Below are 20,446 nucleotides of genomic sequence, written 5' to 3'. Positions count from 1 at the left end.
CACTGCTTGCCGAGTGACGCCATGGCTCCCCATCCCTACGGTGCGCTGAGTCTTGCCCCGCCGATCGTCGCCATCGTGTTGGCGATCGTCACTCGCCGGGCCGTGCCGTCGTTGTTGGCGGGGATCTTCGTCGGAGCGCTGATCACCACGGGCTGGCATCCCCTGGCGGCCGGCTACGATCTGTTCGAGGTTCACCTGTGGCCGACCTTCGTCGAGCCCGATCGGCTGCGGGTGTTCAGCTTCACGGTGCTGATGGGCGCCATGATCGGGGTGATCACCGCCAGCGGCGGCATGCGGGGGTTCGTCCGGCTGCTGACCCCGTTGGCGCGGACCCGACTCGGCGGGCAGCTCACGTCGTGGGGGCTGGGGCTCTCGATCTTCTTCGACGACTACGCCAACACCCTGCTCATCGGCAGCACGATGCGCCCGGTCACCGACCGGCTGCGGATTTCGCGCGAAAAGCTGGCGTACCTAGTCGACTCGACCGCGGCGCCGGTCGCGGGGATCTCGATCCTCAGCACCTGGGTGGCGATCGAGCTGTCGTACCTGCAGGAAGGAATCGACACGCTCGGGGGAGTCGACCTGAAGGCGTTCGACCTGTTCGTGGCGAGCATCCCCTACCGATTCTACGTGCTGGCGGCGCTTGCGCTGATCCCGATCATCGCCATCAGCGGCCGCGAGTTCGGCCCGATGCTGGCCGCCGAGCGGAAAGCGTTGCGGGGCGAGTTCAGCGGCCCGGCGCCCGTCGGTCACGACGATCGCGAGGCCGCCGCTGCCGCCGAGAAACTGCCGCCGCGGGCCGTCAACGCGGTGCTGCCGATCGTCGTGACGCTGGGGGTCGTGCTCGCACTGCTCGTCCATACGGGTCGCGAACGACTGGCCGCGAAGGCCGACCCGGGCGCCGCGGAGCCGACGCTCCGCGACGTCTTCGGCGCCGCGGATTCGACCTTTGCGCTGCAGTACGGGGCGCTGGCGGGACTCTTGCTCGCCGCGACGCTCTGCTGGACCCAGCGGCTGCTCTCGCTCGATGCGATCGTCGCAAACGCCGGCAAGGGCGCCCGTGCCGTGCTCTCCGCGATCGCCATCCTGTGGTGCGCAGCGACGCTGTCGAAAATGACCGGCGTGAAGTCGGTCGCGGGAGTCCCCTCGAAGATCGCCGGCGTCGAGACGTACGAGTTCCAGGACCACCGCTTGTACACGGGGGACTATCTCGCCGGGCTGCTTGCCAAGGCCGAGTCCGACGACCCCGACGGGGCCAGCGAGCTTTCGCTCGCCGCCAAGCTGCTGCCGACCGCGGTGTTCCTGCTGGCCGCGGTCGTGTCGTTCTGCACGGGAACCAGCTTCGGCACGATGGGGATGCTGACCCCCATGGTCGTCACGCTCAGCTACACGCTGTTGGCCGCTACGGGGGCGACTGTCGACGGCGCCAGCCCGCTGCTGTTGGCGACCGTCGGCAGCGTGCTGGCCGGGGCCGTGTTCGGGGACCACTGCTCGCCGATTTCCGACACGACGATCCTGTCGTCGCAATCGAGCGGCTGCGACCACATCGCCCACGTCCTGACGCAGATGCCGTACGCCCTGACCGGGGCGGCCGTGGCGATCGGGCTGGGGACCATACCCGCGGGCTTCGGGGCCCCAGTGTGGCTGCTGTTGATCGCGCAGTTGGCGGCGCTGGTGATCGTGACGGCGGTCTTCGGCCAAAAAGTCGAGCAACCCGTCGAGGCCGCCTGAACGCCGCCGGCAAGCGGGCGTCACCGCATAAACCGCCCCAACAATTCGCGCATCTCCGACTCGATCTTTCCCTTGAACATCATCGCGGTGAGCGGCAGGTCGCCGTTGACGACCAACTTTTCTTCCTGGCAGGCGATGTCGCCGGAGATCTTGATGCCGAAGGTCTTGAAGCCGAACGACAACGAGTCGCCGTTCCACGATTGCGACAGGTCGCTCACCTTGTCGTCGAACCTAGCCTGCATCGCCTCGGCAAACCGTTCGAGCCGGCTGCGGGCTTCGTCGGCGGTCAACTGATGCGGGATCTCGACATTGAACTTCGGCACGCGGGAGACCTTTCACAAAGACATGCGGAAACGTCCCGCACGCTCCGCGGGAAGTCACGAACGATTATAGGAAGTCGCCTGCTCCAAGAGCAGGCCGCCCGCACAGCGCACGCCCTCCCGTCGGACGCCACGCGGTCCGGAATTCCCGGGCCGACTACTGCCCGTTCCCGTCGTCGTAGTCCGTGCGATCCTCGCGGTGCCACAACGGCAAGCCGGCGGCGATCCGCTCGGCCATGACGGCCAGCTTCTCGTCGGTGCCGGGCATGGCGCGCGTGGGGGAATAGCGGCGAGGTTCCACCGGCGACGGCTCGAACTCCCACTCCCCGTCGCGAATTGCTTGCAGGACCGATTTGGACATCGCGGCGCCTCCGTGTACGGGTGCAGAGGGCCGAACGCCCGCGGTGCGCAGCACGATGCTCCGCAAGCCGCCGGCCGCCCCCCCAGGAGACCGTTTCGCTCACATCGGCCAATATCGCCGTTCGCCGCGGGCTGTCAAGAAAATGCAGAAACTGCTCGGTCGAACGGCAAACGCCGCACCGCGTGCGAGCCTCCGGCCGGCGAGTTCAGGGCCGATCCGTTGTTCCAACGGACATACGGCATGGCCTCGACGGTCCGCCGTCGTGGCCATAGTTTCCCGACACGTCTCCACGCCCACGCGGACGAGGGCATGCCACACGGGGGAAAACTGAGCGGCCCTGACGGCGAGTTGGCCCCCCTCGGCCTTCCGGCTAGAATGGGGGGCTGTCTCGCCGCCGCCATGACTGCTCTTGCGGCGTTTGCCGCCTGCCGACCGCATCCGCCTGCCCCCCGCCCTCCCCGACCGCGCTCCGCCCATGACCGAGCGGCTCTGGTACATCAAAAGCTGCGAGCTGTTCCGGCGGCTCTCGACGGCACAACTCGCGGCACTCGAGGCGCGGTCGCGAACCCGCGCTTTCGCCCGCGGCTCGACGATCTACCTGCCGCAGGATTTGGCCGACGGGGTGCTGCTGCTGGCCGAGGGTCGGGCCAAGATCGGCAGCTACTCGGCCGAGGGGAAGCAGACGATCCTCGCCTTCATCGACCCCGGCGAGGTCTTCGGTGAATTGGCCCTGATGGGGGGCGAGCAGCGGGAGGAGTTCGCCGAGGCGATCGAGAAGTCGCTGATCGTCGCCATCCCCCGCGATTTGATGGTGCAACTTGTCGAGGAGAACCCCGCCCTGTCGCTGGGGGTGGCCAAGTTGTTCGGAATGCGACGGTTGCGCATCGAACGGCGGCTCAAGTACCTGCTGTTCCGCTCGAACCGCGACCGGCTGATCCACCTCGTACTCGAACTGGCCGAACGCTACGGCCGCCAGACCGACGCCGGGGTGGAGCTGAAGATCAAGCTCTCGCATCAGGACCTGGCGAGCGTCATCGGCAGCACCCGTGAGACGGTGACGGTCCTCTTGGGCGAGTTGCAGAACGAGGGGCTGATCCAGCTCGGCCGTCGTCGGCTGACGATCCTCGACCTGGAGAAGCTGGCCGGCTGCGTCGAGTCGACCGCCCCGCAATTGTCCCCGTTTTAGCCCTGCGAACCTCCCAAATTCCCGCAAAGCGCGGCTTCTCTGAGAGCACCGTAAGGGGATTCACAGTTTTTTTCCGCGTGTTAGTCGAGAATATCCTACGACGCTGAAGCCATCCGCTGTCGCCTTGGCGTCATCGCCCCATCTGTCGCGAAGACCATGTCCGAGCCCATTTTCCACGACGACCAGTGGCAAGCCTGCCCTCCCGGGGCGCTCGCTCGGATCGCGCGCCTGCAACAGACCGAGGACCGCCGGTCGGCGTTGCGGCGGACCTCGCTCGGTGCGGCGGCTTCGGTCATGGTTGCGACCGGCTTGGTCGTCGGCGCGGGGCTCGCTTCGGGGAGCGGCACTGTCCGCATGCGGTGCCCCGAATGCCACCAGCGGTTCACCGAGTTCCACGACCACCAGACCAAAGTCCGCTCGATGACCGACGTCCGCAAGGTCGAGGGCATGAAGCAGCACTTCAAGAAGTGCGGCGGCTGTCGGAAGCAGTTCCAGAAGAAATACCCCGACTGCCCGGTCAGCAAGTGCGGTCCGCCCAAATCGTGCACGCCGCCCCGGGACCTCACCGCCAGCCCGGCCTCGTACCAACCGGCGTCTCTCCCCAGCGCGTAGCAACGTGCCGCGGCGATCTGCTCACTCGTCCGCGATCGGGGCTGAGTACGTCTCCGGAGCCGCGAGGAATTTCGCGCGTTGCTCCTTGCCGACGAAGTAGTAGCGTTCCCCCTCGAACCAGACGGACGTCAGCGGCGACCCCGGCTGGCTGACCCCCGCGTCGCGGCGGGTGACGACGCACATCCCCCCCGCGGCGACGTCCGCGTCGGCGTAGCGCGTCGGGTCCTCGCTCAGCTTCTGCTTGGCCGCGGCGTCGGCGCACAGGTAAAGCCGGTGCGCCCCCTTGTCGACGACCGTGTGATAGACGCTTCCTTTGACGCGCCGTCCGGTGTCGACGTAGGTGACGACGCAGTCGCCTCCTAAGGCGGGAATGAACAGCGCGGGGTCGGCCTCGAACTGTTGACGCTCGCCGAGTCCCGCCGGCAGAAACACCATGCCGTCGATCTCGCAACGCTGGGCGTATTGTCCGCGGATCCACATGTTGTCGGGCCGCGTCCAGATCGTCACGGGACAGTACCCGTTGAGCAGCGGCTCGGCGGCGCTGAGCGTCCCGCCGACGCGACGGTCGGCGCCGGCAGCTTGCCCCTCGGCGCCGGGGTTGGCGGCTCCGGCCGGCTCGCGCGGAAGGTCGGCGTGGTCCGCGGCGCCGGCAACTCGTCGACCGCTGCGCTGGGCGTCGGCGGGGGAAGCCGCGTGCTTGCCGCGTGCAGCGGCCTGCAACTCCGCCGGCACATACGCCGCAGGTTGCTGCAAGAACGCTCGTCGGGCCGCGGCGTCGACGAACCGGAACCGCAGCCCGTTAGCAAAGGTGATCCCCGTCTTCGGGTCCCCCGGCATCGCCGCGCCGCTGGTCGTCAGCGTCACCGGGCAGACTCCGCCGGCGAACAGATCGGCGTCGGCAAACGCCCCGGGCTCCGCCTCGAACCTCGCGTGCGCGTCTGCCGTCGAGAACAGGAAGATCCGATCGCGAAAAACGATTCCCTCGTCGAGTCGCCCCGGGACGCGGCGGCCGCTTTCGGCGAATGTCACGATGCAATCGCCCCCCAGCGTCGGCACGAATCGCTGCGGCGAGGCGGCGAAGATCGTCAACTCACGCGGCCCGCTGAGCAGGTACTGCCGACCGTCGAACTCGGCGGCGAGCCGCGGATCGCCCGGCTCCCACGTCCCGCGCAGCCGGAGCGCCACCGGGCAATAGCCCCCCATCGTCATGGGGGGCAGGTCGCCAGACGCAGTCGTTTTGGCCGTCAATTGGAACGGGGAGCCTCCTTGCGCTTCGGCTCGCCACGGTGCGACCGTCGTCGCCGCAATCAAGCAGAGCCAGAGCGAGCCGCATCGCAGCCTTGACGCATCGCCGCGGTCGGGCGGCGACGCAGATTCGCGACGGCGCTGGCAAGTCTTGTGCAGCATGAGCGGGCCTCTCGCCGGCCATCGCAACGCCGACGACGTGTGCTTGAGCGACGCACGCGCCGCGTCAGTAGCGCTGGGTCATCGGAGCTGCGGCGCCGGGATAGCCGCCGAACGGCGAACCCAACGGCGGGCCGATTGGGATTGGAACCGACGGCGCCAGCCGCGAATCGTTGTAGTCAGTCGCGCGCCGCGTCGGGTCGACTGGCACGGCGTACTCCAAGGGTCGTCCCCCCACGATCGGAGGGCCCACGTCGGGCAGCGGATACGGGTCGGACACCTCGGCAGCCGCCCGTTGACGTGGTGCGCTGCCGGGGGAAAGGAGCCGCGGCATGCGAAAATACGTGGGCGAACACCCCGCGCCCACGGCGAGGCCGATCGACACGACGACCAGGGGCGCTCTCATGCTATTGCTCCGCGGCAAGATCCGATTGCGCGCATGCCTCTGCCTCGCATTGGCTGCGCGCGGGGCGAAGCGTAAGGAATCTCCGCATCGGCCGCAACGTCGACCCCCGAGGCGCCAGCATGCCACTGATCGCTGGTTAGGCAGGCAAACTGATTGCCAGCACCGTCGCCGAGCCCAACGGGGTCAGCCGACGCGCCCCGGCCGCGGCAGGCAGCAGGAGCGAGCGGCCCAGGGTCAGCGGCTCGCTCGCAGGATCTCCCTCGACCACCAGGGCGCCCTCGACGACCATCGCGATCCACATCCGCCGGTCGCCTCCCAGCGTCGTCGGTTCGGCGAGCCGCCGTCGCTGCAGCTCGAACTTGTCGCATGCCGCCAACAGCTCGCTCCCCGGGAGATCAAGCGCCTGCGGCGTCTGCGGAACGACCGGGCCGCGCTGGTAGTCGGTCACCGCCAACGACTGCTCGATGTGAAGCGGACGGGGGCGACCGTCGGCGTCGACGCGATTCCAATCGAACAGCCGGAAGGTCGTGTCGCTCGCCTGCTGGATCTCGGCGATGACCAGCCCCGCTCCCAAGGCGTGCACCGTGCCGGCGGGGATGAACACGCAATCGCCGACCTGCGGCTCGAACTCGTGGAGACACCGATCGCACGCGCCCGCCTCCAAGGCCGCGGCGAGTTGCTGCCGATCGACCCCCGGCTTGAGCCCCGCGTAGATCTTGCTGCCCGGCTCGGCGGCCACTACGACCCACGCCTCGGTCTTGCCAAGGTCGGGGGGATCGAGCTGCGCCCCTTGCGCGTCGTTCGGGTGAACCTGCACGCTGAGCGTGCGATTGCAGTCGAGCAGTTTCAACAGCAGCGGAAACTGCTTCGCCGGCGCGTGCCGGCCCAAGAGGTCGGCGCCCTGCTCGCGAACCAATTCGCCAAGCGTCCGGCCCGCGAGCGGCCCGTGGGCCACGACGCTTTGGTCGGCGCCATGGTCGACGATCTCCCAACTTTCGGCATAGTCGTCGCCGGGGCCGATCGGCTTGCCGAGCATGGTCCCCAGCCGCCGCCCTCCCCAGAGATAGCGGCGAAACAACGGCTCAAAACGCAGGGGATAGTCGCAGGCGACAGGCATGGCAACCGCGGCTCGGGAAACAGTCGTGCACAGGGGGCGATTCAAGAGCCGCCCTTGGCCAGTTAGAATAACAGTCACGCTCGCCCCCTCCCACCCTGCTCGCCGCGCCGCCTTGCTCGCCCATGCCCAGCACCGACGACGAAGCTCGCCTCGAACAGTCGAAAATGTCGTTCGGCGAGCACCTGGAAGAGCTGCGCAAGGCGGTCGTCAGGTCGCTGCTGGCCCTGGTCGCGGGTTCTTGCGTCGGACTGCTCGTCGGTCGAGACGTGGTCCAGTACATCCAGGGACCGCTGCTCGAAGCGCTCGAGGGGCACTACACGCGGCAGATCATGCTGCAAGAACGCGAACGGCTGGCCGCGCTGAAGGCCGCGGGGGAGACGGTCCCGGCGAACCTCGACAAGGCGGCCGAGGAGTTCGCCAAGCAGGGCCTCGTCCCCCACGACATGTATCTCGACCCGCAGGCGCTGGCGGCAGCGTTGAAGCCGAACTTCCCGGACGCCGCAGCAGCCTTGCCGCAACCGGCAGGCCCGGTGCGCGATCCCAACGCTTCGCCGGTCCGTGAGCAGATGATCAAGCTGCAGGTCTATCAGCCGCTGGCCGAGGACCCGCGGATGAGGATCGTCGGCCTGGGGGTCGAAGAGCCGTTCATGGTCTACGTCAAGGCGTCGCTCGTGGTCGGCGCCGTACTGGCCAGCCCCTTCGTGTTTTACTTCCTGTGGCAGTTCGTCGCCGCGGGGCTCTATCGGCACGAGCAGAGCTACGTGTACACCTACCTGCCGCTCAGCACGGGTTTGTTTTTCGCTGGCGGGGCGCTGGCGTATTACGTGGCGTTCGACTACGTGCTCGAATTTCTGTTCTGGTTCTTCGAGCAGACCGGCACCGACCCCGATCCGCGGCTGAGCTACTGGATGACGTTGGTGCTGATGTTGCCGCTGGGATTTGGAGTGAGCTTCCAGTTGCCGCTGGTGATGCTGGCGCTTGAGCGGCTGGGAATCGTGTCGATCGAGGCGTATCTCAAGAACTGGCGGATCGCGGTGCTGGTGATTTGTACGCTGTCAATGTTCCTTACCCCTGCGGACCCGGGGAGCATGCTCGTCATGGCTACCCCGCTGTGCGTGCTGTATTTCGGCGGGATTTTGCTCTGCAAATACATGCCGGGCCGCAGCCTGGCCAAGGCCCCCGCCCCCGCCGCATCAACCGTTTAGCGGCGGCGATCGCACTGGCGGGCGGCGCTCGCAACGCGCTGCAATAATCGCCGAGCATGCACGCAACCTTCATCCCTGCGGGGTTGCGGGGCGTTGCAGCGGCGACTGGCGCACTTCGTCCGGCATCCCCGTATTGCGTCCGGCGAGTCGCTCGAACTCGCCCGCCGTCGTCACGTGCAGCATGCCGACGGCGATCGCGTACCCGACGACCCCCAAGATGAACGCCGCGGGCATGGCGCCGTCGGTGAAGTCGAACATCATGCTGCCGGCCGAGGCGTACGCGATCATGGGAAACACGATGAGAAACGGGATGCACGCCGCGAGGATGATCTCAGCGCCGCTTCCCCCTCCTCCCATCGTCAGCATGCAGCAACAAAACATGTATCCGCCGCCGACGAACAGCAGCGTGGCCAGCGCGTACCCCGTGGCGCGGAGCGTCGTCGGCGAACGGAGCGAGTACGCGATTCCCAAGAGCGAGGCGAACAGGGCCGCCAACGTGAGCGTCCCCGCCGACAGCAGCGCCGGAAACAGGAAGCTCGGCGTCAGAAACACCCCCAGGGCCCACGCGGCGCCGAGCAGATAAACGCCTCCGCGCAAACTGTACAGATTGCCGACGACCTTGCCCCAGACGATCTCGGGCCCCGACATCGGGGTCGACAACAGCGAGATCCAGCAGTCCCGCTCCTTCTCGTACGTGACCAGCCCCGCGCCCCGCGCCCCGGCCAGCAGCACCAGCCCTGTGCCGAGCCACCCCGTCAGCACGGCCAAGTACTCGACGAACGGCCGCCATGCGGGTCGGCCGGAGGACCAATTGCTCCGGCCCATTGACTCGATCAACGCGTACACCGTGAAACCGACGACTGAGAACCCGACGACACCGGCCGCGACATTGCCGACCACGCCCAACCGGGTCTTCGCCGAGCCGGCGAAGGCTTCCTTCCAGATCATCGGGCGATCGCCGACGGCAGGTCGCCACCGCGGCAATCGAGGGAGCAGCCGGCGTCGCGCTGCGGCTGCGGCGCCCGCGGCGATCTCGCGCAGGTGGACCCGCCGCACCGCGGCCGTGGCCAAACCCGTCAGCCCGGCGGCGATCGCCAGATGCCAGCCGGCGGTCGCGTAAACGACCTGCGCGTCGAGGCCGACGCCGCCAAGATTGAGCGCCTGTCCCAGCACCTGCAGCGGGTTGAGTTCCGTCAACCACGCCAGCGCAACGCTCAAGTAATGCGCCCGAAGTTGCCTGCCCAAGACCATGTTCCACCAGACCGACAGCATCGGGACGAGCGTCGTCAGTACGGCCAAGATCAGATAGACGCGGATGGTTGCGTCGCGCGACCGCTTCGACCAAACCGAGACGCAGGTAGCCAACGCCGTCAACAGGATCGCCGTACTTGCCGAGAGGATCGCCCCGGCGACGACCAGCTCCATGGGGATTCCGCCCAAGAGCCGAAACAACAGCAGGATCGGCAACCCGGTCAGCAAAAACTTGCCGGTCAGCAGAAGCCTTGCGCCGATCTTGCCGAGGACGATTTCGGCGTTCGACAGATCGGTGGCGAACAAGTACTCGATGGTGCGTCGCTCGCGCTCGGTCGAGATCGACCCGACCGCCAAGGCAGGGACGATCGCCACGACGGCGAGCAGTTGCACCCAGCTATAAGCGTAGAAGAACTGCCAAGCCGCTTCGGCCGCTTGCTGGATCGAGCCCTGGCGACCGCCGCGCACATACCGGAGCGTCGATTCATAGACGCTCCACAGCACCAGCAGCAGCACCACGGCGTACGCAATGCGAACGAGAAAGTACCTGCTCCGCCGGCCCGCGGCGGTCATCTCCCAGCGAAAGATCGGTCCGGCGAGCATAGGCGAGCGGGCGGCGGCAAAACGGGAACAAGCCCGCCGAATCACACCGACCCGGCGGGCGAATCGTACCGCGCTCCGTCGTCCGACGCCAGAAGTTTCCGCCCGCGGCTCACGACCGACTTAGCCGCGGCTTGAGGGCGATTGCCGCAGGATGCGACGAGAGCACAAGGGAGCATGGGAACGCCCCGCCGGGGGACGCGGCATGACTGCGATCGTCAATCCGCGCTCGTCCCCATGCGCTGAAGCCGGCGTTCCCGACCGATTCAGCGTCAGATGCCGTAGTTCGTCTCGGGTTGCAGCTCGTCCGGGACTTCGCTTCGCATTTTTAATTGGGGTTTTTCCAGGACGACCGTCGTCCGCGGTCCGACGCTTTGGGTGAGCCAAACGCTGGAACCGATCACCGAGTGGCGGCCGATGACCGTCCGGCCCCCCAGGATCGTCGCGTTGGCGTACACGACCACGCCGTCCTCGATTGTCGGATGCCGCTTCTGCCCACGGACGAGGTTCCCCTCGCCGTCGGTGGCAAAGCTGAGGGCCCCCAGCGTGACGCCTTGGTAGAGCTTCACCCGCTCCCCGATCTCGCACGTCTCGCCGATCACGACGCCCGTGCCGTGGTCGATGAAAAAGTACTTGCCGATCGTGGCCCCCGGGTGGATGTCGATCCCCGTACGGCCGTGGGCCCACTCGGTCATCATCCGCGGGATGAACGGGATATCGAGTTCCCACAGCAAGTGGGCCAGCCGGTAGACGGTAATCGCCTGCAGACCGGGATAGCAGAAGATCACTTCGTCGGGGGTCTTGCACGCCGGGTCTCCGTCAAACGCCGCCTGGACGTCGGTCGACAGCACCGAGCGCAGCTCCGGCAACTTGTCCAAGAACAGCATCGTCTTGGCCTGGCCGAGCGCTTCGTAGTCGTGATCGTCGTCGCAGTCGCTCGTGGCGCCCGCCTCGTGCCGCAGGGCCCGCCCGATCTGCCGCGTGAGCACGTCGTGGAGCCGGTCGACGAGCTCGCCGACGAAGTACCCGACGTTGCCATGATGGAGCCCCTCGCGCCGCCGATAGCCGGGGTACATCAACTCGATCAGGTCGAGCGTCGCCGCGATCACCTCGTCGTAACGCGGCAGGGGGCAGTGATCGAGGTGGTTGATCCTGCCCACCTCGCGGTAGGTGCGGACGATCCGTTCGGTGATGTCCGGCAGTTGATCCTTCAGGCGAAAATCAGTCGCCATCGTCGGGGTTCCTCTCGCACGCTCCGCGCGGCAGGGCCGGCGAGCGGTAGGTCGTACGGGCCGAGAATCGCCGCCGCGACTCGGATGCGGCGACGCACAAGGGCGCACAGGTCCGGCCGATCAGGCCGGGCAGGTACAGAGGCAGCGAGCGGTGGGGGTCGGCATGGGCCGAATCCTCGCGGCAGGCGGGACGGGACGGGCGCTCATGGCCCGCCCTCATTTACTCGGCAGACCGGTCCTGCCGAGTTTAGGCATTCTACGGCCTCTGCGGCCCTCAGGAAACAAGCCAGCGGCGCCGGCGCCGCAATTCAAGACGGCCGAACGTCCCGGCAGGTTCGGCCTGCGAGCCGTCTCCTGAACAAGGGGCCCCCTGTTCAAGAGACGGCCCCCGCGATCTGAATCCGGAACTCAGAATGCAAAATCCCGAATCCCCCGCCCCGAGTTGCCCAAACTCCACCGCGATCTTCTCCCCCGTCGCTTCATCGCCACGCGATGCAAGATAGAGTTGCCCTGGGGCGCCCGCGTTGGAGCATCGACCGTCCGCACACCTGCGAGGGCGATCGTGGAGCTCATGCTGCGCGAACTTGATCCTTTCTGGGTCCTCGTGGTCGGGTTGCCGATCACGCTGGCCGTGGCCGCGTGGGCCCTGCAGATCGCCTGCGGGTTCTGCACGGTCGATCCGCCGAAGTTCTGGCACGCGGTGATGATCGTGTTCGTCGGAGGCTCGGCGAACATCGCCCTGCGTTACTTCCTCCCCTTGATGGGCGTGGCGCAAGGATTTGCCACTGAGACCGCCGCCGGGGCGCTGAGCGCGGCCCTGGTCATCGCGGTGAGCCTCCCCACCGGCCCCTTCACGGCGCTGACGATCCTGGTCGTGCAAGGCGCGCTGTGCGGGATCATCTACACGGGGCTGGCATGGTTGACGAACTGAGCGGGGCAATCGTCAGAAGCGGCAAGGAGCAAGCCGTCGAATCGGACTCCCCGCTCTCGCCAATCGCCCCGTTCGTTGTCAATCTTCCTCCTCCCTCACCTTCGCCTTGCTGACGATCTCCTGCTGGACGTTGCTCGGCACGATCTCGTAATGTGAAAACTCCATCGTGAAGCTTCCCTGCCCTCCCGTCATGCTCGACAGGGTGCGGGCATAGGTCGTCACTTCCGACAGGGGCGCCCGGGCCTCGACGGTCGTAAAGCCTCCCGGGGCGTTGTCCATCCCCGCCATCTGGCCGCGGCGGCCTGACAGGTCGCTCGACACGTCCCCGACCTTGTCGGCCGGGACGCTGATGTGGAGGTTGACCATCGGCTCCAACAGCGACGGCCGGCACTTCTTGAACACTTCGGCGAACGCCTTGCTGGCTGCGATGCGGAACGCCGTTTCGTTGCTGTCGACCGGGTGGCTCTTGCCGAAGTGGACCTCGACGCACACATTCTGCACCGGGCAGCCCGCAACGACCCCGGCCCGGAGCCGTTCGAGCAGCCCCTTCTCGACCGCGGGCATAAAGTTGCCCGGGATCGAGCCCCCGACGACCGAGTCAAGCCACAAGAAGTTGCTCTCCTTGTAGTAGTGCTTCTCCTTGAGCGACGGAAACCGCTCTTTGGTCGCATAGGTCTCGACGTCGACGTCGCCGGGGAGCGGGTACATCCGCAAATGGACCTCGCCGAACTGCCCCGCCCCGCCGGTCTGCTTCTTGTGCCGATACATCCCCTCGCCGTCCGCGGCGATCGTCTCGCGGTAGGGAATCTTCGGCTCGTGGGTCTCGATCTCGACATGATCGCGGCGTTTGAGCCGCTCGCGGACGAGTTGGAGCTGCAGCTCGCTCATGCCGGTGAGCACCATCTCCTTCGTTTCGGGGTCGTGCTCGACGTGGATCGTCGGGTCTTCCTCGGTCAGTTTGGTCAAGGCGCCCGAGAGCTTCGCCTCGTCCCCGCGGGCCTTGGGGGCGACTGCCAGGCCGATCATCGGCGTGGGGAACTCAAGCGGCGGCAGCTCGACGTCTCCCAGCGACGTGCCGGTGTGGAGATCTTCGCACTTGGCGATCGCCGCCAGTTCGCCGGCGCTCAGCGAGTCGATCGCCTGAGTCGCTCCGGCCTGCACCCCCAAGAGCGTCCCGATCTTCACGTTCTTGCGGGCGCCCGAGACGTGGACCGAGTCGTCCTTCTTGATCGTGCCGGCGTACACGCGAATGAAGCTCAGCCGTTGGACGAACGGGTCGATCCGCGTCTTGAACACTTGAGCCGCCAGCGGAGCGTCGGCCGATTGCTTGAGCGTGACCGTGTCGCCGTCCTTGGTCGCGGTGCGCGGCACGGCCGTCGGCGGCAAGGCGGCGGAAACGATGACGTCGAGCAGTTCGTCAAGCCCGACCCCCTTCTTGGTCGACACGCAGACGATCGGAGTCAGCGTACCTGCGGCGATCGCTTGCGACATGAGCCGGGCGAGCTCCTCGTTCGAGGGCATCTCCCCTTCGAAGTACCGCTCCATGAGCGCCTCGTCCGCCTCGATGATCGACTCGACGAGCGCCTCGTGAATGCTGTTGGGATCGATCGCCGCGTCGGCCGCAGCGGCCGGAGGCGTCAGGGTGCTTGCGACGCCGTGCACCGCGTCCCCCGTCCCGAGCGGCACGTTCAACAGCGCACACCCGGGGCCGAAGGTCTCCTTGATCGCGTCGACCAGCCCCGGCAGATCGTTGTTGTCGCCGTCGATCTTGGTGAGGACGATGATCCGGCCGCAGCCCGCCTTGCCCGCCTCGGCCCACGCCCGGCGAGTGTTCACCTTGATCCCCGCGTGGGCGTCGATCGCGATCAGCGCCGTCTCGACCGCCCGCATGGCGCCGATCATCTGCCCCACGAGCTCGGGATAGCCAGGGGTGTCGATCAGGTGGATTCGTTTGCCGGCATGATCGAAATGCACCAATGCGGCTTCGATCGAGTGCTTGTGATGCTTCTCTTCCTCGTCGAAATCGCAAATGCTCGTTCCGGCGTCGACGCTGGGATTGGCCTGCACGGCGCCCGTCTTCACGAGAATCGCATCGACCAGCGAGGTCTTTCCCGCGCTGCCATGTCCGCAAATGACGAGGTTGCGAATATCCGCAATGTGATGTGACATGGCCGTGGTTCCTGTGTGAAAAGCGGTCGAAAGCCGTCGACCTACAAAAAAAACGCCGCCTGCGCACCGTCAGGTGCGGGCGGCGTCGGCGCCGGCGGCTTGCAGGGCCGCCGGCAACGAAACAGTCCCCTCGTATAACGCCCTTCCGATGATCGCCCCGGCCATCCCCGCTGCGGCGAGCGCCCGCACGTCCTCGGCGGTCGTCACTCCGCCGGAGGCGATCACCGGCACGTCGACCGCCGCTTGCATCTCGGCCATCGCCGTCAGGTTCGGGCCCTGCAACATGCCGTCGGTCGCGATGTCGGTGTACACGATCGCCGCCAGCTGCGCATCGGCGAATTGTGCGGCCAACTCCGGCGCAGGGGTCGTGCTCGTCTCGAGCCAACCGTCCGTGGCGACGAAGCCGTCTTTGGCGTCGATCCCCAGCACCAGCCGCTCGGGAAACTTGCGGCACATGTCGCGGAACCACTCGGGCCGCTTGAGCGCCGAGGTCCCCAGCACCAGCCGCGACAACCCCAGGCCGAGCAGCGACTCGATCGTCGCCTCGTCGCGCACCCCTCCCCCCAGTTCGCACTCCATGTCAACCGCGGCGAGGATCGTCCGCACGGCGTCGAGATTCACGGGCCGGCCCGCCTTGGCGCCGTCGAGATCGACAAGATGGAGATGCTCAGCCCCTGCGTCTTGAAACTGTCGCGCGACGCTCGCGGGATCGTCGGAGTAGACCGTGTCCCGCTGGTAGTCCCCTTGCTGAAGCCGTACGCAGCGGCCAGCCAACAGATCAATCGCCGGCCAGATTTGCATGACCGTCTACCGCCGGGCCCAAGAAGCACTAAGCACGGCGAGCCCGCGGCGGGGCTCGCATCGACTGGCCTGCTACAAATCCCATGCCCAAGAGCGGCAGCGGAGTCGTTGCGGGCAACTTTCGTGAATATCGCACAGCCCGCGGGGAAGTTCAAGCGCTCGGTTCCGCACGCCCGGTGCGCGAATTCGGAACCGCCCCGGCGTCGAGCGCCAATCAGGCCGCGCGATCGAGCGCCGCGCGCCAATACTCGCCGGCGACCGCTTCGATCCGCGCCGCCAGCGTCGCCGAGATCAGCAGCGGCACGCCGCCGTCGACCGACAGTTCGATCGCCGGGATGACGAGCATCTGTCGAGTTGCCGTCGCTTTCAGCCGATCCCATGGCAACTCGAACGCCGGATGCTGAAACCGAAACAACCAAAACGGCTCGAACCGCAGACCCGCGGTCGTTACGTCGACGGTGACGCAGTTGTTGTAACTCGCCCAACCGATCTTCACCGACTGAAAAGCGAACCGTTCGACGAGCGCCGCATCGGCGGGGGGATAACGCTCAGCCAGGGTGCGCCACCCGCTGAGCCGCGCGATGAACGCCATGACCGCCGGAGCCAGGATCGCCATCAGGGCGGTCATGGCGGCGATGATTCCAATAACGATCCAGATTGCCATGGGGCTACGGAACTCCGATCATGGCGTCGACGGGGTTAGCAGGATCTCGATCATCGGCGCGCGGAAGCTTGCCGCGGCGTGCCAGCCTCGTCCGACCTCCCAGGGGTGTAAAAACTCTCGACCCCGACGAACGACGACGGCAATGGGACACGCCCCGCTGAACAGGCGCTCCGACGCCGCTCACAACTCCGCAAAGTTCTTCAGCACCGCCAGCCCCGCGGCTTGGCTCTTCTCAGGGTGGAATTGCGTGGCGAAGAGGTTGTCGCGCCAAATCATTGCGCAGAACGGATCAGGATAGTCGGCGGTCCCCGCCATGACTTCTTCGTCCCGCGGGACGACATAGTACGAGTGGACGAAGTAGAAGTGCGACTGGTCGGGAATTCCCGCGAAGATCGGCGGCTGACGCGTATATCGCACGCGGTTCCAACCCATGTGAGGGACTTTGAACTCGCTCGGCACGTCGAATCGCCGCACCTCGCCCGGCAGCACCCCCAGCCCCTCGTGCTCGCCATCCTCGTAGCCGACGTCGAACAACATCTGCAACCCCAGGCAAATTCCCAGCACCGGCTTTCCCGCGGCGATCGCGTCTTTGATCACCGGCACAAGATCGCGGCGTCGCAGCTCGGCGATCGCGTCGGCGAACGCCCCCACGCCCGGCAACACCAGCTTGTCGGCCGCGGCCAGCGTCTCGACGTCGGAGGAAATCGCGGCCGCGTGTCCGGCCCGCTCGAACCCCTTCTGCACGCTGCGCAAGTTCCCCATTTGGTAGTCGATGATGGCGAGCATGACGCGTGAAGTCGAAGGCGAAGGGGGATTTGACGGCGTGGGACGCAGCCAGAGGGACCGACGCCGCGTCGGGCGGGTTCGCACCATCCTAACCCGCAGGGACAGTGATGGCGAGCCGCCGCTTGGCGTCGGCAGGAGCCGTGCCGCATCCGTACGCACGCTCGGCAAACCGAGAGAAAACTGCCGAGAACTCTTCAGGCCATGAAGCCCGAGCCGCGAAGACACGATGAAAACGACGGATCAAGCCAAAGCTGCAGGTCGTCGTGCCCGTCCTGCCATCGTGGCATGTCCTTTTCTTTGCCGCCGTGCAAGTTCTCAGCACCCTTGACATGGGGCTGACCGACCACAAACGTCCCTGTCGTACGGAGCGCCAAGGGAGCTCGCCCGACGAGAACTGCGGATGAGGCCGCAACGGGGATCGACCAGAAACGCGTCGTGCCGTGCCGTCCGGGGCAGCTCAGAAGTTCCGTAAACGGCGCCGCCTAATAAGCGTCGCCGGTCGGTTCGCCCCCGTCCCGGGTGGCCAGCGCGTTGAACACCCGGTGGTCGATGTCAAAGTTGATCGTGCGGGTCGAGGCGTCGGCGAACGTGGCATTAATCCCCGCCGGGTGGGCCGAGCCGAAAAACAACACGGGGATCGAGCCTTCGAACCCGATGCAGGTTCGTTGGATCGCCGGGTTGGAGTTCCAGCAAACCCCCTGGTCGTTGTCGCTGATCGGGGGGACGCCGGCATAGCGGACCGAGTCGGGGTCCCACCCGTCGGCCCAGCCCTTGTCGTCCGAAACGCCGCCGCCGCCGGTGGCGACCAGCCCGCCGTCGTACAGATCGTAGCGGACCACCTTCTCGCTGATCACGAGCGTGTTGCTCAAGCCATCGGGAATCTGCCCCGGGCGAATCGCTGTCGGAAAGCCGGGAACCTGTTCCCCCCGGGCGGGGGCGGACGCCGAGGCCGGGGTGACGATCCGATACGGCGTGCGCACGATGACGCCGCCGTAATTGGCGCTTCGTGCGGTGTCGTCCCCGCCCCACGATCCAGGGCCGCCTGAACCACACCAATACGAACGGATCGCAAACCCGGGCGTGGAGCCCGAAAACGGCCAAGCGTCGAGAGGGACGTACGGAGTAGTCCCGCAATAGTCGGTCCCCGGTTGCGCGGTCGCGTAGTCGGTGAGCTGTCCTCCCACCGAACTGTTGCCCGCCTGCACCGCCGGGCGCCGCGACGGACAGTTGTAGAGCGGGATAATGGTCGACTGCAGACGCGTCTGTTCGACGAGTCCCTTCACGGCGTTCTGTTCGAGATAAGGGAGCATCTGATAGAACGCGCCCAGCCCCTGCTTGTTCGGCCCGTTGGGGACGCCGGGATTCGTGGTCGACCCGCTCACGTAGTCCTGGATCGCCGGGTTGGGGACGTTTCCGCCGGTCGGAAACACGTTGTAAGCCGACACGTGATTCTGCAACGCAAGCCCCATCTGCCGCAGTTGGTTCATGCACTGCGTGCGACGAGCCGCTTCGCGGGCGGCCTGAATCGCCGGCAACAGCAGCGCGACCAGGATTCCGATGATCGCGATCACGACCAGCAGTTCGACCAAAGTGAACGCGCGGTTCCCAGGGGAGACGCGTTGCGAGGACGATGGGGGCCTCATAGCTACTGCATCCTTATCGTGCGGGGCGTCATCAGGGCGCACCCGGAACCGACGCCACGGTCGCGAGAGCGCCGGACATGTCAAGTGAAACGGGTCGGGCGAGCGTCCGAACTCGCCGGCGCACCGTGGCAAACTACTTGCGAAGCTTCCGCGCTCCGAGCAGCAACGTCCCCAACGCCAAGCAAATCAGCGACGAAGGCTCGGGCACGGCCGTATTGGCGATGAGCGACACCGCCGGTCCTTGTAGTGAGAAGTCGTCGAAGAACGCCGATTGACCGGGATCGACGTTGAACACCCCGTTGATCATCGACGCGCTCAGCCGCGCAAACACGGTGCCGGCCGGGGAAACTGCCTGCAAGGTATGCTGATACCAAATGTTGTCGTTCGCATTGCCCGTGGGGCTGATCAGACGCCTAGCCGCTTTCACGTCGATGACCGACGAGGCGATGACGTTGCTGTTGATGTCGAGAAACTCCAGACGAATCTCCGTGCTGGTCGGCGAGGACTGACCAGGAATTGTCCCCGGACTACTGAGGCTGATCGTGTCGACGCCGCCGGAGTAGTTCGCCTCAAACTTCGTCCAGCCGGAAAAAGTGTACTCGGCGCCCGCGACCGCCTGAACGGTTTGGGAAATGCTTCCCGTGACCGGGGTCGGCTCGAAGATGGGATGATTCCCGAAGAATGCACTCAACCAAACGCCACGCGATCCGCCCGGAGTGTGATTTGAAAAAGCCGCAATAGGTGTTCTCAAAATTTCAGTACGTGTCGCGGGAGTTTCGACCTGATTCCAGAAGTCAAGCGCATCCGGCGGACCCTGGTTGAGATTGCCGTTAGTCAGCAGATCGTTCCCGGGGTTCGAGGCCGACTCAAGCGAGAAGTCGTTGAAAAACGCGGACTGTAGGGCGCCCATCGTCGTCGAATTGCCGTTCCACACCATGTTGAGCGCTTCGGCCGTCACGCGCACGTTGGTCGTGCCTGCCGGAGCCACGCCGACCAGCGGCGTGTGGACGACGGGAAACCCGGGGAAACCTTGTTCGGTACGCAGGTCCAACAACACTGGCGAACCGAGCGGCGACCCGCCGGCGCCGAGGAACTCCATCTTGAAGTGGGTCGTCGTCGGCGAGGGAATCGCCCCGAACGGCCCCTCGGCGTCGAGCGTCGTGACGAAACCCGAGTAATTGTCCTCAAACGTCGAAGTGCCTTGGAACGTGTAGGTTTCGCCTCCGATGCCAGGCACTGTTTGCGTGAGGACCGCGTTGGTCATTCTCGCACCAGCCATCCCGTAGTTTGTCTGCCAGGTCGCGAGATCGGCCGGACCTCCGGAATTCGGCGAACCGCCGCGCTGCCAGACGAGGAAATCGCGCCCGTCGACGCCTCCCGTAGAGTCGTAGTTGCCTTGCTCGACAGTCGGCCCCCGCCCTCCCTCGAATGCTCGCAAGAACAACTGGATATCTGTTCCGCCGGTGAGATCGGCGGAGTTGATCGGAGCGTCAGAATCCGTGATGAACTCGCTCAGGTTCCAGCCGGGAATATCGCCTACGCCCTGGGGCGTTTCAAAATCTCCGCTGATCAGTAGCTCGACCGCTTGAGCAGACTGGAACGCGAGGCATGCCGCCGCCACGATGGAGAACGCCGTTTTCTTCATTGGAAACTCCCTCTGAGATCTCGATACGAGGTCGCTGACAAGCTGCCCGATCTCCGCCGTCGTCGAGCAAACGTCCACCGGGCAAGGACGTCGCCATGTGCGCTCGCGATCGGACTTCGGCTGCCCCGCTGCAAAGTCCGATCGAAAGCAATGAACTTGATCGCAGGCCAATGCTTGGCTGCCGCAGAAACGGCATGCCGGGCTCGCTGCTGCTGGACCTCCTCACCCTGCCTGAATGATTGCCGTGGATGTTCGCCGCAAAAGGCGACGCGCGGCCCCGCGGGCCAATGCAATGATTTCGATAGAGAACTGGACAAAATCCATGCGAACCCCGACGCCGCGGCGTCAAAGTTCTCCGCTGAACTTTCGCCGAGGTTGTCGC

At 66.2% G+C, this 20,446-nt stretch carries 18 protein-coding genes; 5 read left to right on the top strand and 13 right to left on the bottom strand.

Translation table 11 applies throughout. The annotated features are described in order from the left end of the window. The first annotated feature begins 21 nt into the window (after positions 1–21). Positions 22–1,731: a hypothetical protein gene (locus tag KF688_00780; protein ID MBX3424186.1), complete on the top strand. Its 1,710-nt coding sequence runs from the start codon at positions 22–24 to the stop codon at positions 1,729–1,731. Between the two features lie 20 nt (positions 1,732–1,751). Here the strand turns inward: KF688_00780 and KF688_00775 are convergent, their stop codons facing one another. Further along, complete coding sequence (locus KF688_00775) at positions 1,752–2,054, bottom strand: polyhydroxyalkanoic acid system family protein (protein MBX3424185.1); 303 nt, start codon at positions 2,052–2,054, stop codon at positions 1,752–1,754. A 154-nt stretch (positions 2,055–2,208) separates the two neighbouring features. Further along, positions 2,209–2,412 (bottom strand): hypothetical protein, encoded by a 204-nt coding sequence (locus KF688_00770; protein MBX3424184.1) that lies wholly within the window; start codon positions 2,410–2,412, stop codon positions 2,209–2,211. Positions 2,413–2,887: 475 nt separating this feature from the next. Between KF688_00770 and KF688_00765 the strand changes: the two genes are divergently transcribed. Together KF688_00765 and KF688_00760 are read left to right on the top strand one after the other, a co-directional pair. Continuing rightward, the gene (locus tag KF688_00765; protein MBX3424183.1) at positions 2,888–3,598 is read left to right on the top strand and encodes a Crp/Fnr family transcriptional regulator; all 711 of its coding nucleotides are present in this window, start codon (positions 2,888–2,890) and stop codon (positions 3,596–3,598) included. A 156-nt stretch (positions 3,599–3,754) separates the two neighbouring features. Next, positions 3,755–4,210, top strand: coding sequence for a hypothetical protein (locus KF688_00760; protein MBX3424182.1), 456 nt, complete (start codon positions 3,755–3,757; stop codon positions 4,208–4,210). Between the two features lie 21 nt (positions 4,211–4,231). Here the strand turns inward: KF688_00760 and KF688_00755 are convergent, their stop codons facing one another. The 3 genes from KF688_00755 to KF688_00745 all read right to left on the bottom strand — a co-directional run bounded on the left by KF688_00755 (position 4,232) and on the right by KF688_00745 (position 7,137). Next, entirely contained in the window at positions 4,232–5,413 is a 1,182-nt protein-coding gene (locus KF688_00755; GenBank protein MBX3424181.1) for a hypothetical protein, read from the bottom strand. Between the two features lie 268 nt (positions 5,414–5,681). Beyond that, a complete protein-coding gene (locus KF688_00750; GenBank protein MBX3424180.1) occupies positions 5,682–6,020 on the bottom strand; it encodes a hypothetical protein in 339 nt (112 codons plus the stop codon). 136 nt (positions 6,021–6,156) lie between these two features. Next, entirely contained in the window at positions 6,157–7,137 is a 981-nt protein-coding gene (locus KF688_00745) for a class I mannose-6-phosphate isomerase (protein ID MBX3424179.1), read from the bottom strand. A gap of 122 nt (positions 7,138–7,259) precedes the next feature. Between KF688_00745 and tatC the strand changes: the two genes are divergently transcribed. Further along, a complete protein-coding gene (gene tatC, locus KF688_00740) occupies positions 7,260–8,342 on the top strand; it encodes a twin-arginine translocase subunit TatC (protein ID MBX3424178.1) in 1,083 nt (360 codons plus the stop codon). A 69-nt stretch (positions 8,343–8,411) separates the two neighbouring features. Here the strand turns inward: tatC and KF688_00735 are convergent, their stop codons facing one another. Together KF688_00735 and KF688_00730 are read right to left on the bottom strand one after the other, a co-directional pair. Then, a complete protein-coding gene (locus tag KF688_00735) occupies positions 8,412–10,196 on the bottom strand; it encodes an ABC transporter permease subunit (protein MBX3424177.1) in 1,785 nt (594 codons plus the stop codon). A gap of 269 nt (positions 10,197–10,465) precedes the next feature. Beyond that, a complete protein-coding gene (locus KF688_00730) occupies positions 10,466–11,425 on the bottom strand; it encodes a serine acetyltransferase (protein ID MBX3424176.1) in 960 nt (319 codons plus the stop codon). 562 nt (positions 11,426–11,987) lie between these two features. Between KF688_00730 and KF688_00725 the strand changes: the two genes are divergently transcribed. Then, positions 11,988–12,356 carry a hypothetical protein gene (locus KF688_00725; GenBank protein ID MBX3424175.1) on the top strand — a complete coding sequence of 123 codons (369 nt, stop codon included), beginning with the start codon at positions 11,988–11,990 and terminating at the stop codon, positions 12,354–12,356. A gap of 78 nt (positions 12,357–12,434) precedes the next feature. Here the strand turns inward: KF688_00725 and KF688_00720 are convergent, their stop codons facing one another. From KF688_00720 to KF688_00695, 6 genes are all read right to left on the bottom strand, one after another. Continuing rightward, entirely contained in the window at positions 12,435–14,525 is a 2,091-nt protein-coding gene (locus KF688_00720; protein MBX3424174.1) for an elongation factor G, read from the bottom strand. 69 nt (positions 14,526–14,594) lie between these two features. Continuing rightward, positions 14,595–15,326, bottom strand: coding sequence for a 1-(5-phosphoribosyl)-5-[(5-phosphoribosylamino)methylideneamino]imidazole-4-carboxamide isomerase (hisA, locus tag KF688_00715; GenBank protein MBX3424173.1), 732 nt, complete (start codon positions 15,324–15,326; stop codon positions 14,595–14,597). Positions 15,327–15,540: 214 nt separating this feature from the next. Beyond that, positions 15,541–15,990 carry a hypothetical protein gene (locus tag KF688_00710; protein ID MBX3424172.1) on the bottom strand — a complete coding sequence of 150 codons (450 nt, stop codon included), beginning with the start codon at positions 15,988–15,990 and terminating at the stop codon, positions 15,541–15,543. Positions 15,991–16,170: 180 nt separating this feature from the next. Then, a complete protein-coding gene (gene hisH, locus KF688_00705; GenBank protein MBX3424171.1) occupies positions 16,171–16,776 on the bottom strand; it encodes an imidazole glycerol phosphate synthase subunit HisH in 606 nt (201 codons plus the stop codon). A gap of 482 nt (positions 16,777–17,258) precedes the next feature. Next, positions 17,259–18,419: a DUF1559 domain-containing protein gene (locus KF688_00700; GenBank protein MBX3424170.1), complete on the bottom strand. Its 1,161-nt coding sequence runs from the start codon at positions 18,417–18,419 to the stop codon at positions 17,259–17,261. Between the two features lie 133 nt (positions 18,420–18,552). Then, positions 18,553–20,064 carry a PEP-CTERM sorting domain-containing protein gene (locus tag KF688_00695; GenBank protein MBX3424169.1) on the bottom strand — a complete coding sequence of 504 codons (1,512 nt, stop codon included), beginning with the start codon at positions 20,062–20,064 and terminating at the stop codon, positions 18,553–18,555. Positions 20,065–20,446 lie beyond the last annotated feature (382 nt).

This window comes from Pirellulales bacterium (genome assembly GCA_019636345.1).
Taxonomy (GTDB): domain Bacteria; phylum Planctomycetota; class Planctomycetia; order Pirellulales; family Lacipirellulaceae.
Note: the sequence above shows the minus strand (reverse complement) of the source record. Positions and strands in the feature narration are given on the sequence as shown.